Genomic DNA, 14,545 nt, shown 5'->3' on the forward strand with positions numbered 1-14,545 from the left:
TGCTAGTTATATTGAAATGATTTTCTATAAGGTTTTTCTGAAATTAGGGTTGATTTTTATTAGCAGGATTATTCTTAAACCCATTAGTATAAATGCCGTCCCCTCAATTAAGTGGTTGGACGGCATTCGTAGGATAATGGAATCTTATTTGAAAGTCAGCTGTTAAGGGTATTCATTAGGCGAAGAATTTAATAAATGAACGTTACATACCCATAAACCTTGCATAAAGGCTCTCCCTCGTGATTTTACGTTGGAGGGCCTTTGTAATAGTTATATGATAAAACTGCATACTATAGCATAAACGTGCATTTATAACTGTGAAAACAGCATATTGCGTGATATAATCAGTTAGAGGAGATGTCAAGTATGTTTGCTGAAGAACGTCAAGAGCTAATCCTTTTAAAGTTGAAGTCTCTCGGAAGGGTATTTGCAAAAGAGCTTGCGGAAGAATTTCAGGTTTCCGTTGATACCATCCGCAGAGACCTCACATCAATGGAAGAGAACCGTCTTTTGAAGAGAACACATGGAGGGGCAGTTCCTTTATCCAAGGTTAGAAGATTTCCAATGGATGATTGTATTAGGTATAGTGAGGGAACAGAACACCAAAACGCAGTAGCTAAGCTTGCTATATCTTTTATAGAGCATGGTGACACTATATTTATCGGTGGGGCCAGTATCCACTATGTTTTGTTGAAATATCTCCCAGCCGATCGCAATTATACTGTAATAACGAATTCACTCATTATTGCTGGAAAACTCCAAAATCACAGTAATATCGAAACATATATAGTATGTGGAAAGGTCAAAGGTGAAGAAGGAATCGTCGATCCTTTGGCTACTGAATTTGTGAGAACCTTACGATTAGATACGGCTTTCTTAACTGGTGGAGGAATTTCTGCAATACATGGACTGAGTAGTTCAACTCCCGAAGGAGCTATTTTTCAAAGAACTGTAGCTGAAGTTTCACGTCGAACGGTATGCCTCGCTAATTTTGACAAGGTAGGAACAGAATTCTTTTCAAAGACCATTGATTTGAAGGATTTGGATATTCTTATTACTGACTGGGAATCACCAGATGAGGAAATTGAGAGAATCAAACGGTTAGGTGTTAAGGTCTTAATTGCAAAAGAGAATTAAATTTCAGCAAGTAGTTGAAATATCAACGGTAGTTTTTCTGGCTAACTGCCTATTAAAAACTACTTAAAGTTTCTAAAAGAGGAGTTTAATATGTATAAAATACCTTTTTCACCACCTGATATAAGCGAGGAAGAAATTGCTGCTGTTTCAGAAGTTCTCAGGTCTGGATGGATTACAACAGGACCAAATACTGTTTTATTTGAGCAAGAATTAGCTGATTATTGTGGTACCCAGTACGCCGTTGCCTTAAATAGCGCTACAGCAGGTATGGAACTGATTTTAAAGGTTTTAGATATAGGTGGAGAAGATGAGGTAATAACAACGCCTTACACCTATACTGCAACTTCAAATGTACTGGTTCATCGAGGTGTAAAGCCAACGTTTGTAGATGTTAAGAAAGATAGTTTTCTAATTGACGAAGAAAATATTTATGAGGCCATTACGCCGAAAACGAAAGCTATTATGACGGTTGACATAGCAGGAGTGCCTGTTAACTACGATGCTATAAGAAAAGTCTTACACATTAAAAAACGTGAAGATATTACTTTGATTTCCGATTCCGCACATTCTTTTGGAGCGTCATATAGGGGGCAGAAGGTTGGAGGTCAAATGGATTTCCATGTTTTTTCCTTTCATGCAGTAAAGAACTTTACAACGGCAGAAGGAGGAGCAATTACTTATAATGACAATAGTTTTTGTGGGAAAGATGATTTGTATAAAGAATTTAAGTATACTTCCTTACATGGACAAAATAAGGATGCCCTATCAAAAACGCAAGCAGGAGCATGGAAATACGACATTTTAACTGATGGATTCAAATGTAATATGACCGATATCATGGCAGTAATAGGGCGTGTTCAACTTCGACGATATGAAGAAATGTTGAGAAAAAGAGCAGAACTCCATGAAATATATAGCCAAATACTAGGTGCCAAGGAATGGGCGATCCTACCATTTGAAAAAAACGGTGAATTAGAGACAAACTATCATTTATATACTTTAAGATTGAAGGATTTTAGTGAAGAACAAAGGGATCGTGTAATACAACTGTTGGGTGAAAAAAACATTGCAACAAATGTTCATTTTATGCCGTTACCAATGTTTACGCTATATAGGAACCTCGGTTATAGACTTGAAGATTATCCAAATGCACATGCGCAGTATGTGAATGAAATAACACTGCCTCTTTACTCGAAGTTGTCCGTGGATGAAGCGGAATATGTTGCAAAGGAGCTTATTCATTGTGTTGAAATTCTAGTGGATCAAAAAAATACGCATCGTTCATAATGATAAAAAGTCGCTGTATTATGCAGGGATTAAACTGAAGTCGATCAAGACATGGTTTTGATAGAATTGATTTTGAGCCAGTTACGATTTTATATGGAGGAAATGGTTCAGGAAAATCAACAGCCTTAAATGTGATTGCAGAAAAAATAGGAATCAATCGTTTTTATCCTCCTGAGAGGGTTTTATTATGATGAAATTATTAAAATTGCATATTTTATAACATAGAAAACCACGGCTTTCGCCGTGGTTTTAAACTAAATATACATTTTTAATAGGTCGAGACATTCTAGGATTTGTCGCTTATGCTTTATTCATCTATAATTCCAAAGCCTCTCATGGCGTGGATGATATGCAGCTTCATAGCAGTTTTGGCCCCTTCAGCATCTCGTTTTGATAGAAACTCCATAATCATTCGGTGATCATTCAAAGTATTCTGGACCATTTCTTCATTTGTGTCAGATAAAAGAACTCCCTTGTCAATGGCTTGATACAATATTGGCATCAAGCGATTCATAAATTCATTATGTGTAGCCTTGGCGATAGATTTATGAAATGCTTGTTCAACCTCAGTTCTATCTTCCTTTTTTAGTATTAGTTCTTCCTCAAGTTTACCATAGTACAGAATACGCTCTAGCTCCTTATCCGTTGCCCGTTTTGCAGCATAATAGGCTGATTGAGGCTCAAAGATCAAACGCATTTCATATAAATCCTTCATATTAAGTTGAAAGGTTGAAAGCTCTTTCAAGCCAAGCACTTCGTTTAACTCACGGTTATTCTTGATATAAGTTCCTTTTCCACGTTGAATTTCTAAAACATTATAAGCGACTAAAATACGAATTGCTTCGCGTAATGTAGTACGGCTGACTTGTAATTCCTCAGAAAGTTCGTTTTCGTTAGGGAGCTTATCTCCCAGGGCGTACTTTTTATCTATGGTAATCATTGCAAGGATATTGTCGGCAACATTTTCAGCCAGACTTCTTTTGTCCCTTGTCATGTGCGTCCTCCCTCAAAACAGATTACCCTTATTATACTGTATTGAGGCATCTTTATAAAAGTAAGATGTCAAAACTAGCAAAGCAATTCAAGATCAGATTAACAGGGTGGAGAATGTTGGATGGTTGCATCACTCTGTTCTTGGGGGAATAAGGGGAAAGCGAAATGGGAAAGAAATGGTACAGCATATATCTGACTAAAGGATATTTAGAAATGGAATTAACATCTGGACTGATAATCAACATAGTTTAGCAAATTACGGTTTTGAAAAAGATAGCTTTCCAAGGGGAATGGGACGATGAGTTTTCAGTAATAGACTGGGTCAGAGTGTAGGGTTTAGCGACGCGCTGGGTGTATGGATGGCGTCGAATGGTTATGAAATGAATGGATCTATGAGGGCGATCTATCATAAAGGTCCTTGGTGTGAATCAAACACAGAGAACTATCTTACAGAATTACAGGCTCCAGTAAGTAAGAAAAAATAAGATGACAACTCTTTTCTTACGGAAAAGGAACAGGCAGGTTGTTTTGAAACAACCTGCCTGTTCCTCTGTTTTCATACTAGAATTTTAGGCCATGTTTATTCATGCGATAGAGAAGTGTTGGACGAGAAATACCTAGATATTTAGCAGTCTTTGTCTGGTTATAATTATTCTTTTCTAATGCTTTAATGAAAAGACGTTTCTCTAGCTCTTCTAAAGAGAAACCAGCCTCAGGAAGATTTATAATCGGCTCAGAAGTTTCTTTTAGGTTATCTAATAATTCGCTGGGCAGGTGAACGGGTAGAATTTCATTGTTTTGGCAAACAATCAGCGGTCTTTCAATGGCGTTTTGCAACTCTCTTATGTTGCCTGGCCAGTCGTAACGTGTCAAAATCTTCATAGCGTCGGGGGAGATTTTTTTAGTATGGGAAGGATCAAATTTCTCAAGGAAATGATTAACCAGCAGAGGAATATCTTCTTTCCGTAATCTTAGTGGAGGCATTTTAATTTGCATAACATTTAATCGATAATATAGATCCTCTCTAAAGGTTCCCTTAGAAATGGATGCGGAAAGTTCAGAATTAGTGGTAGCAATGACCCGTACGTCAATCTGGATGGTTTCAGTTCCCCCGACTCTTTCAAAACATCTTTCCTGCAAAACACGCAGTAGCTTTACCTGCATACTTATTGGCATATCACCGATTTCATCTAATAAAATAGTGCCTTTATCAGCCATTTCAAAACGACCCTTTTTTCTATTGGTTGCACCAGTAAAGGCCCCCTTTTCGTGACCAAATAGTTCGCTTTCCAACAGTTGTTCGGGTAGGGCAGCACAGTTCACAGCTACAAAGGGCATATTAGCACGGTTACTGGCCTTATGTATTTCAACAGCGGCAACTTCTTTGCCTGTTCCACTTTCCCCTGTAATCAAAACTGTTGCATTTGTTTTGGCAACCTGTTGAATTAGAAGGATAACCTCTTTAATGGCATCGCTTTGACCAATCATTTTCCCGTATTTCTTGCCTAACTCCTGACGCAAAAAATTTACTTCATTTTCTAAATTGGATAAATGAAGAGCTTGTTTCACTTGCACTTTTAATTCATCAAGTTTAAAGGGCTTAGTAATATAATCGGTCGCTCCAATTTTCATGGCTTCAATCGCAGTTTCAATAGTGCCGTGAGCGGTGATCATAATGACAGGAATCTTGGGATTGATACTTTTTAGCTTCTTTAACACTTCAATGCCATCGATATCAGGCATCTTTAAATCTAATATCACCGTCGAGGGTTCAGTCTCGAGAGCCATTTCAATACCTTGCAGACCTCTCGTTGCAGTAACTACTTGATATCCTTCATGACTTAAAGCCCTCTCTAAGGCCCAACACATTCTCTCTTCATCGTCAATTACCAGTATTCGTGGTATCAAGAGTATCACTCTCCTAGGAAGATTGTGGTGCGACAGGAAGCTCAATTATAAAGGTAGTGCCTTTATTAGGGACACTATTCACTTCGATCATTCCGCCATGCAATTTAATACTTTGATAAGAAATTGATAGCCCAAGACCCGTACCAGCTTCTTTGGTTGTGTAGAAGGGGTCAAATATTCGTATCATTTCATCTTCAGAGATACCTTCTCCGGTATCAGACAAACTGATGATAGCCATTTCCTCAGTTTGCTTTGTGACGATATTTAAATCACCGCCGGTTGGCATTGCTTCAGCAGCGTTTACAATAATATTTACAAATACCTGCTTAAGCTTTTCAGTATCGGCTAGGATCCTAGGAAGTGAATTATCTAGGTGCAGTTGAACTTTTACCTTTTGTTTTCGCAACATCGCAGCTGAAAATGATAGGACTCCCATAATTAGATCATTGATTGAACACTCTTTAATTGATACTTTGGTAGGACGGCCAAAGTCAAGCAGTTCTTGAATCACCATATCCTGTCTGTCCACCTGCTCATCTATGGCCTTCGTATATTCCTCGATACCACTCATTTGAGAGTATTCCTGCTTCATAAGTTCGACTAAGGTTTTAATAATCCCAATCGGGTTACGCAGTTCGTGTGCTACCCCAGTAGCCAAACGACCTAGTGCAATAAGATGTTCAGATTGCCTCAGTTGATCTTCTAAGCGTTCCTTTTCAGTTAGGCTTTTGGCCATTCGGTTAACTGCTTGGGCCACTTGACCCAGCTCACCAGTCATTTCTGGCAATAGGTGGTGGATATCATATTCCATGCGATGTAAGCCTTGCTTCAAGCGGTCCACGCCGGTGGTGATATTTCGAATCGTCCTAAGAGTAGCAAACATAACCAATGCGAGTACGCCCAGGGTGAAATAACGAAGCAATTTTCGATAGAAACTGCTTTGATAAAAGAACGGGTTAAGTCGTTCTCCGGCCCACATTACGGCAACCACTTTCCCTTTTAGTACAACAGGTGCAATGTACTCAACTACTTGGTCATCAAAAGAACCGGATATTCGAAAGAGGGGTTCATTACCCATCTCGGCAGCTACCAGGCCGGACTTAGTATTAGCGAATATCTCTCTCTCCCTCTGGGTTTCTTCTTCCTGCGAGAGATTACGATAGTTATGCAGGAACCCTAGTACAGTAATTTTCTCTGTTTGGGGAACATATAAACCGAAACGAATCCCCGAATTTGATGGTATATAGGGCTCGACAACCCGAGTAAATTCGCTGTGCAGAAGGAGCGATGAGATATCTGGTTCAATCTCTAAAAATTCTAGATTCTTGGAGAGTTCCTGATTGGTGCTTTTAACAAGGGCAGCCAGTCTCTGCTCTTTATCAAAAAAGATAACTTGATCCGTCTGTGAAGCGAAAAAAATATCGTACATTAATGCTAATAATGGTACAAGCATAATAACAGCGAAAATAATAACTAATTGATTCGTTAGACTTTTTCCTTTGGAAGACGATAGTAAATTTTTATGGATCCTCAAATTCACTCTACCTCCAACTATCAGGGGGATCTATGAATTGACTTATATAATACATATGACTGTAGCAAAAGATACATACCACAGTATTCGTGAGAAAACAGCTAAAAAATCTAAGAAATAGGATGATGAAGTAACTAAATAGAGATATCTTGCTTGGACTTAAAGCAGTAAAGTACAGCATTTGCTACACTACTTTTTTTAATGGTCATTATAAATGCTTAAAATAAAGGCTTATGCCTATTGGCACAGTATTTGCTATATAGAGAATTATATCACAAATTAAGGAGGGGAGATATCTTTTAAATACCTTTTTGAGCTAACAAATTAAAGGAGAGATTGGATATGAGTAAAGCATCCAAATCGAGCTTTTTAGAAACTATTATTTTCTTGGGTTTATCCTTTTGCGCTTATTTTGTAATTTTCTTTAATATCGATCAACTAAACCAATTCTACCTGAGTAAAGGAATTATTCCTGCTTTTAGTCTTTTAGGCACAGTAATTTGTATCGCTTTTTTGTATGGGACAGCGGTATCACACGTCTTAAGTATCCTCGGCTTAGATAGCAATCATTAGAAAGGGGGCTTTTAGCGATGGCAGGCGAAGCAATAAGTTTAGTTGGAGAAGTTATGAGATTTATAGATATCACCCCGAAAGTGGGTTTATCTATGGTAGGACTTGGATTTTTGGGGGGTGCATTAAGTGGCTTTCTGGGTAGTGGGGGGGCTTTTGTTATGACTCCGGGCATGATGGCCCTCGGAGTTCCTGGCATCGCAGCAGTGAGCTCAAACCTTGCTCACAAATTTGGTAAGGCAATGGTTGGAGCAAGGAAGCACTCTAAGATGGGAAATGTAGATGTTAAGTTAGGGATCTTTATGGTGGCCTTCCTTTTACTGGGTGTCAGGTTAGCGGTTATTCTGAATGAGTTGATATTTGCCAGTATGGGTAAGGAAGGTTCAAACCTGTATATTAGTGTAGTATTTGTGGTTCTTTTATCCGGACTTTCGATCTTTATTTTAAAGGATATTTCTAAACCGAGCGCTAAGAATGGATTGGGTGAGCCTTCGGGTTTTGCTGCTAAACTTTCGAAAATTAACCTCCCACCCATGATTTACTTTAAAGTTGCAAATGTTCGCGTATCCCTGTGGTTTGTTGCTCTTATCGGTGTGGCAACTGGGTGGCTGGCAGGAACTGTTGGTGTGGGTGGATTTATAGGAGTTCCCGCCATGATATATATCCTGGGTATACCTACGATGGTAGCTGCAGGTACAGAATTATTCTTAGCAATTTTCTCCGGTGCCTCTGGTTCCTTTCAGTATGCCATGAATGGTTTTGTGGATATTCGTTTGGTTTTGCTGCTATACCTTGGTTCACTGTTGGGTCTCCATATTGGGGCTAACGCAACCAAGATGGTTTCTGAATTGCAAATTAAACTAGTAATGGCCGTAGTTATTGGTATGTCAGCATTAAGTAGAGCCTTTGCCATTCCAAAATATTTAGTGGACCTTGAAATGGCTAACCTTTCTCAAGGCGTTGCCAGCATTCTTGATTTGTTAGCTTCAGTTACATTGTTCGGTGGTGCAATAACTGGAGTATTAATGATCATTCGTTATATCATTCGTTTTAAACAGGTCCAAAAGGTCGATTCACAATATGCTCAGCCGAGAGTACATCCAAAACGTGATTCTGCCTGAGGATAGATACCCATAAACTATGGTGAGGTGATAATTATAGTATGAATGGTAATCCATTAAAGGTGCTTCTTTATTTTGATGGTTCTGAGCATTCTTTATCTGCAGCTGTTTATACTGCCAACCTATTTAATAGAATACCTAACATGCATTTAACCATCGTACATGCTCAGGAAAATATCCAAGGCTCTAAACTAGAGAACTCCAATCTGAGGGAAATTTGGTCGACTGATCTTATCTTAGACTGGGAAAAAACCTTATTGGATAAAGTAGAATTTAAGCACAAAAGTCAGTATTCTAAAATAATCGCCAAAACTCATGAGATATTTTTTGAGGCAGGTCAAAACGTTAATCAACAGGTTATTTTTGCCAATTCAAATATTCCCGATACTGTAGAAGCGATTATCAATTTTGCGACTAAAAAGGAATTTGAATTAATCATTATGGGTACGCGAGGGCCAAGTAGTTTGAAAGGTTTAGTATATGGCAGTTTGGCGCATAGTGTGTTAAACAAATCCGATATACCAGTGTTGCTGATCAAGAAACTGCCTCAAGAATTTGTCGATCGGTTTTGCTCATCACCTTCAGGAAAAAATCGTGGTAAAGGACGAAGAAATCATTTGTATTGGGTAAAAACTATATAAGTGAAAGTTGTAAGCTAAAAGTCTAGGAGATAAAAAAACTCCTAGACTTTTAGTTTGACAGTAATAAAAAAGTCTCGGAAAAAAATAAAGGCTTTAGTTTAAAAATCAGCACGTAATTTGTAAGATTAATTTCCGCGCATGATATGTCTAGAGGTAGAGATAAGTTCTTCAATTATGGTAAAGTGATTAAGCTGATAAAGACTTATTAATATATGTGACTCAGGCAGGAAATAGTTGTATAATACCCACTGTAGATAATGTGAAATCATTCTTTGCTTAGATGTTAAAATATGGAGGTAGTACCATATATGACAAATCCTTTGTTCATTCTGGTGGGTACAGTTATTTTTTTAGTTTACGGCGGGCTTAATTTCTATATCGGCCTGCGAGGATGGCAGGCCTTGTTTAGTTATGTGCCATTCTTAAGTTCTAAAGTATATTGGCCTGTCTTTTTACTTCTAGCCTTCTCCTACTTGCTCAGTCGGTTTAGCGAGAAATTCCTTCCGACAATGCTATATGAAGGAATGACCATTGCAGGAGCTTATTGGATAGCCTTTATGTTCTATTTTTTATTAATTATCACATCAATTGACCTTTTGAGATTGTTTGACAGATGGTTGCGTCTAGTACCGCCGGAAATAAAGCGGAGCTTAAACCCTGCTTTGGGATTGAGTGTTTTTATATTAGTCGTTGGTATTGTAAGCTTCGGAGTTTGGAATGCCAGCCATCCCAAGATCAATCATTATGATTTGTCAATTGCTAAACAAGCTGGGTCCTTAGAACAGTTGCGCGTTGTCATGGTTTCAGATATCCATCTAGGAACGATTGTTCATAACGATCAGCTGACAAAACTAGTCAATCAGGTAAATGGGCTAAAACCTGACCTGATTCTGTTTGCAGGGGATGTGTTTGATGAAGATATAGAATCAAAGAATAAACAGCAAATATCAGACACCTTTCGTATGCTAAGAGCATCTTACGGTGCCTTTGCGGTGCTTGGTAACCATGAATATATTGGTGGAAATGCCGACGAAGCTATCAAATATCTAGGTGAAGCAGGGGTTAAGGTATTACGGGATACTTCCCAGGAGATCGCAGGAAGTTTCTATCTTATTGGGCGAGATGATTTATCAGGGGCGCGGTTTAATGGTACTAAAAGGCAAGACTTAGCAACAATAATGCAAGGAGTAAACCATTCGCTTCCCATATTATTAATGGATCACCAACCCTCGCATTTGGAGGAGCCCGTTGAACAAGGAGTGGATCTACAAGTATCTGGGCATACACACAATGGACAAATGTTTCCCATTCAGTTTATTACACAGCGAATTTTTGAACAGGACTGGGGATTACTGCGCAAAGGGGATTTTCAACTCATTGTATCATCAGGTTACGGAACATGGGGTCCGCCGATTCGGATAGGTAATAATCCTGAGATCGTCGATATTACCATTACATTTAACCCATAAATAGGGCAGAACTAATATTCTCTCCTTGCTATATTGGAGTTGGAGCGTTATGTTTCAACTTAGATCTTGAATTAACGAAAGACGAAATCAGGAAAATCACGCATAAGAGCTTTAAATCTCAAACGAGTTGAGAAGTTCTATCAGATCAGTTAAGGAGAAAGGTTTTATTATACAATACTTGACTAAGCCGATCTTTTGTGATATTTTTACGTCTGTTTCGTCTATATATGCTAACAAAACAACTGGCAGGTTTGGGTATGAATTAGAGATTTTTGTTAGAACCTCTATTCCTCCCATATCAGGCAATTCTGAATCCAATAAAACAACTGATGGTATACATTTTTGGATTCTTTCAAGAGCTTCCAAACCGTTGGTAACTGCGTCGACTGAATATCCTTCTTCAGCTAGAACCTCTATTAATAGACGACGGATTCCTTCATTGCCTTCAACAACTAATGCCTTTTTCAAATGCTGTTTCACCCCCCGAAATATGATGATACCAATTTGCGAGACTTGTTAATCTATACAATTGTGGTGCAAATCTTTAGTTATTAAAAGTTACAAAAATCGATTTATGCTTGTACATGCTAATTTACGATGCTGACATGACATACAGTACTTTAATGTAGAATTAATTCTAACACTTTACAGTACCAATGGTCAATGTTAATAATACCGATAGGCGCTTCAAGCCCCGTTCTATATACCCTATAGTGGAATCGAAAGGGGCTATGAAAAATGGCATTTAAATATTTGGGTCATCGAATCAGAGAAGAGAGAACGAAGTATAGACTTACGCAGGAACAACTTGCAGAGATCGCGGAAGTTAATGAGTCATATATAGGTCAAGTAGAGCGGGGAGAGAAGAACCCTAGCCTAGAGACAGTAGTAAGTTTAGCAAAGTCTTTAGGGGTCACGGTTGATTACCTCCTTCAGGAAGAAGTTAACGTTAAACCCAACAGTTTAATAAATGAGCTAATATCCATAACTAAGGATAAAGATTCTGATGAGATTAGGCTGATGGTAAACATCTGTAGAATGATCAGCGAGTACACAAACAAAATTACGAATAATACACGTATATAAATACTCAACGGAATGCTGGTGAGTCAAGTGAGATAATGGAAGCTCTGGGAGAAATATTATTCTTCTAGAGCTTTTATGTATGCAAAGTGCTCATTAAATACTCAAATTTAGCGTTGACGGAAGGGGAGATTAATGATAATATAAATCACACAAGCTAATGATACTGATTATCAATTGCAAATATCTGCAGTTCGGAGTGAGAAAGATGCCTTTAACAATGCTATCCCCAGGTAAAGAGGCTGTAGTTGAAGCATGTAGAGCTAAAGAAACAACGAAAAAGTTTCTGGAGGGTCTAGGGATCATTCCTGGAGTTTCGATATCGGTTATTTCCGAATTTAGTGGGAATTTAATTGTAGCAATTAAAGGGTCGAGATTGGCCTTGAATCGGGGAGTTGCGCAGCAAGTAATGGTACAAGCATGATATTATGGGAGGTGAGTGATTTGGAAAGGACTCTTAAAGAACTAAAGACGGGGGAAAAAGGGGTAATTATTAAAGTTTTAGGTGAAAAAGGTGCAGTCAAAAAAAGATTAATGGATATGGGTATGACCAGTGGGGCAGAGGTGTTGGTCAGAAAGGCAGCTCCGTTAGGAGACCCTATAGAAATAAACATTCGCGGGTATGAGCTAACACTCAGGAAGGCTGAAGCGCAAAACATTATTATAAAATAAAGGTTGCTCCGAGGTGGAAGGAGCTTTTTTTAGAACATATATTGAGAATGGTTATCAATTTCGGGGGTGAGAGTTTGTGCCTTTGAAGTTTGCCTTGGTGGGAAATCCAAACTGCGGGAAAACCACCCTGTTTAACGAAATCACAGGCAGTACGCAGTATGTTGGAAACTGGCCGGGAGTAACTATAGAGAAAAGAGAGGGGAAAGCTAAGAAGATACAGGAAGATGTACTTATCATCGATCTTCCGGGAATCTATTCTTTATCCCCTTATTCGATGGAAGAAATTATTGCCAGAGACTACATCATCAATGAAATGCCGGATGTAGTGATTAATATTGTTGATGGTACTAACATAGAAAGAAATTTCTACTTGACAATCCAATTAATTGAGTTGGGAGTTAACGTTGTTGTTGCCCTGAACATGATGGATGCAGTGGAAGCAAAGGGAGATAAAATTGATCTAAAAATCCTTGAAGGATCTCTCAAAGTCCCAGTCGTACCGATTACTGCCAGTAAAGGCAAGGGCGTTACAGAACTCTTGGAAAAAGCTCTAAATGTAGCGCAAACAGCCGCTGCGGCTGGCGGCTCGCCACTGCTTCAGGAAATACATAATGAAAGCATAGTGGCAAGTATCGAAGAAATTGAAAACCGCATTATTCCCACGCTAGAGAGCAAGGTCCAAAATCCGCGCTGGACGTCGTTAAAGTTATTAGAGGGCGATGAAAAGGTTCAGGAAGCTTTAAAGGTGTCTGTTGAATCGTTGAATCAGATAAAGGTATATCAGGAAGATCTGGAAAAGAAGTTTGACATGGATATCGAGACGATTGTTGCTGATAGCAGGTATCGCTTTACAACTGATGTGACACGTAAAGCTGTAAAGAAGAAAGCTCAAGCCTCCGACTTAACGATTTCCGATAAAATTGACAAAGTGGTAACTAATAGGGTTTTGGCAATCCCGTTGTTCTTAGCTATGATGTTTGGGATTTTTTCAGTAACCTTTGGTACAGTCGGTTCTTCCACCATCGACTTTGTAGACGGATTAGTGAACGATACAATTGCGACGTTTGTCTTAAGCTTGCTTGAGGGAGCAGGAGCAGCAGTTTGGTTGCAGGATCTTATTGTAGGCGGGATTATTGGTGGTTTGGGCAGTATGCTGGTATTTGTTCCTCAAATCATGATCTTGTTCTTCTTTCTAGCCATTCTTGAAGATACTGGGTATATGGCAAGAGCTGCGTTTGTTATGGATCGACTCCTTCGAAAACTAGGCTTGAGCGGGAAATCATTTATTCCTATGCTGATTGGTTTTGGGTGTACTGTTCCAGCGGTAATGAGTACGAGAACCTTGGAAAATGAGAAGGATCGTCGATTAACGATAATGCTTGTTCCGTTTATGTCTTGTGGCGCCAGGCTTCCCGTTTATGCTCTGTATACAGCAGCTTTCTTTGCAAACAATCAAACTATGGTAGTCTTCTCACTTTATTTGTTGGGTATAGCAGTTGCAGTCTTATCAGGAGTTTTTCTCAAAAAAACCATTCTAAAAGGTGAAGTAGCCCCTTTTGTGATGGAATTGCCTCCATACAGAATTCCTACATTCAAAGGCTTGATGATTCATATGTGGGATCGTGGTAAAGGTTTTGTCAAAAAAGCAGGGACGATAATTTTTGCAGCAGCAGTGGTAATCTGGTTTTTACAATACTTTAACTTTTCGTTCCAAGCAGTTTCTGAACCAGCTGACAGTATTCTTGGTGCTATAGGAAACGCTATTGCTCCTGTCTTTGCCCCGCTAGGTTTTGGAGACTGGCAATCTGCGGTAGCCTTACTTACAGGTTTTATTGCCAAAGAAGCGGTTGTATCCACTATGGGTATCTTGCATGGTGTAGCAGAAGCAACTGAAAGCTCCACAGACTTAATAACTGCTCTCCGGACAGTATTTACTCCCTTAACAGCCTATGCCTTTATGGCGTTCTCACTGCTTTACCTTCCGTGCATGGCAGCTTTTGCAACGATTAAACGTGAGATGAATTCCTGGAAATGGACGTTGATCACTGTAGGATATTCAACAGGTATAGCTTGGGTAGTGGCATTTCTTATCTTCCAGGGCGGAAAAATGATGGGTTTTAATTAAGGGTT

14 protein-coding genes and 1 pseudogene are annotated in these 14,545 nt (G+C 38.9%); 11 read left to right on the forward strand and 4 right to left on the reverse strand.

Annotated elements, in window-relative coordinates:
• Positions 1 to 366 precede the first annotated feature (366 nt).
• The 3 genes and pseudogenes from M8E35_RS04005 to M8E35_RS04015 all read left to right on the forward strand — a co-directional run.
• Positions 367 to 1,137 carry a DeoR/GlpR family DNA-binding transcription regulator gene (locus M8E35_RS04005; RefSeq protein ID WP_252467483.1) on the forward strand — a complete coding sequence of 257 codons (771 nt, stop codon included), beginning with the start codon at positions 367 to 369 and terminating at the stop codon, positions 1,135 to 1,137.
• Between the two features lie 90 nt (positions 1,138 to 1,227).
• Positions 1,228 to 2,424 (forward strand): DegT/DnrJ/EryC1/StrS family aminotransferase, encoded by a 1,197-nt coding sequence (locus M8E35_RS04010; protein ID WP_252467484.1) that lies wholly within the window; start codon positions 1,228 to 1,230, stop codon positions 2,422 to 2,424.
• Between the two features lie 44 nt (positions 2,425 to 2,468).
• Positions 2,469 to 2,585 (forward strand): annotated as a pseudogene (locus tag M8E35_RS04015) (AAA family ATPase); the annotation flags it as partial.
• 146 nt (positions 2,586 to 2,731) lie between these two features.
• Here the strand turns inward: M8E35_RS04015 and M8E35_RS04020 are convergent.
• From M8E35_RS04020 to M8E35_RS04030, 3 genes are all read right to left on the reverse strand, one after another.
• Positions 2,732 to 3,418: a FadR/GntR family transcriptional regulator gene (locus tag M8E35_RS04020; RefSeq protein WP_229250917.1), complete on the reverse strand. Its 687-nt coding sequence runs from the start codon at positions 3,416 to 3,418 to the stop codon at positions 2,732 to 2,734.
• Between the two features lie 560 nt (positions 3,419 to 3,978).
• Positions 3,979 to 5,325, reverse strand: a complete 1,347-nt coding sequence (locus M8E35_RS04025) for a sigma-54-dependent transcriptional regulator (protein ID WP_252467485.1) — start codon at positions 5,323 to 5,325, stop codon at positions 3,979 to 3,981.
• A 13-nt stretch (positions 5,326 to 5,338) separates the two neighbouring features.
• On the reverse strand, positions 5,339 to 6,859 hold the full coding sequence (locus M8E35_RS04030; RefSeq protein ID WP_252467486.1) for an ATP-binding protein: 1,521 nt from the start codon (positions 6,857 to 6,859) through the stop codon (positions 5,339 to 5,341).
• A 342-nt stretch (positions 6,860 to 7,201) separates the two neighbouring features.
• Here M8E35_RS04030 and M8E35_RS04035 point away from each other — a divergent pair, with 342 nt between their 5' ends.
• The 4 genes from M8E35_RS04035 (at position 7,202) to M8E35_RS04050 (ending at position 10,660) form a co-directional block, all read left to right on the forward strand.
• Complete coding sequence (locus M8E35_RS04035) at positions 7,202 to 7,432, forward strand: hypothetical protein (protein ID WP_252467487.1); 231 nt, start codon at positions 7,202 to 7,204, stop codon at positions 7,430 to 7,432.
• Positions 7,433 to 7,449: 17 nt separating this feature from the next.
• Positions 7,450 to 8,550, forward strand: a complete 1,101-nt coding sequence (locus tag M8E35_RS04040) for a sulfite exporter TauE/SafE family protein (protein WP_252467488.1) — start codon at positions 7,450 to 7,452, stop codon at positions 8,548 to 8,550.
• Positions 8,551 to 8,591: 41 nt separating this feature from the next.
• Positions 8,592 to 9,191 carry a universal stress protein gene (locus M8E35_RS04045; protein WP_252467489.1) on the forward strand — a complete coding sequence of 200 codons (600 nt, stop codon included), beginning with the start codon at positions 8,592 to 8,594 and terminating at the stop codon, positions 9,189 to 9,191.
• Between the two features lie 308 nt (positions 9,192 to 9,499).
• The gene (locus M8E35_RS04050; RefSeq protein WP_252467490.1) at positions 9,500 to 10,660 is read left to right on the forward strand and encodes a metallophosphoesterase; all 1,161 of its coding nucleotides are present in this window, start codon (positions 9,500 to 9,502) and stop codon (positions 10,658 to 10,660) included.
• A gap of 111 nt (positions 10,661 to 10,771) precedes the next feature.
• On the opposite strand, the gene M8E35_RS04055 is transcribed toward M8E35_RS04050, so the two are convergent.
• A complete protein-coding gene (locus M8E35_RS04055; protein WP_252467491.1) occupies positions 10,772 to 11,128 on the reverse strand; it encodes a response regulator in 357 nt (118 codons plus the stop codon).
• Between the two features lie 270 nt (positions 11,129 to 11,398).
• Here M8E35_RS04055 and M8E35_RS04060 point away from each other — a divergent pair, with 270 nt between their 5' ends.
• From M8E35_RS04060 to feoB, 4 genes are all read left to right on the forward strand, one after another.
• Positions 11,399 to 11,746: a helix-turn-helix domain-containing protein gene (locus M8E35_RS04060; protein ID WP_252467492.1), complete on the forward strand. Its 348-nt coding sequence runs from the start codon at positions 11,399 to 11,401 to the stop codon at positions 11,744 to 11,746.
• A gap of 205 nt (positions 11,747 to 11,951) precedes the next feature.
• Positions 11,952 to 12,167, forward strand: coding sequence for a FeoA family protein (locus M8E35_RS04065; protein WP_229248752.1), 216 nt, complete (start codon positions 11,952 to 11,954; stop codon positions 12,165 to 12,167).
• Positions 12,164 to 12,415 (forward strand): FeoA family protein, encoded by a 252-nt coding sequence (locus M8E35_RS04070; protein ID WP_252467493.1) that lies wholly within the window; start codon positions 12,164 to 12,166, stop codon positions 12,413 to 12,415. Before M8E35_RS04065 ends, M8E35_RS04070 begins: the two co-directional genes overlap by 4 nt.
• 76 nt (positions 12,416 to 12,491) lie before the next feature.
• Positions 12,492 to 14,540: a ferrous iron transport protein B gene (gene feoB / locus M8E35_RS04075; protein WP_252467494.1), complete on the forward strand. Its 2,049-nt coding sequence runs from the start codon at positions 12,492 to 12,494 to the stop codon at positions 14,538 to 14,540.
• The last annotated feature ends 5 nt before the right edge of the window (positions 14,541 to 14,545 follow it).

The sequence above is a fragment of the Desulfosporosinus nitroreducens genome (assembly GCF_023897015.1).
Taxonomy (GTDB): domain Bacteria; phylum Bacillota; class Desulfitobacteriia; order Desulfitobacteriales; family Desulfitobacteriaceae; genus Desulfosporosinus; species Desulfosporosinus nitroreducens.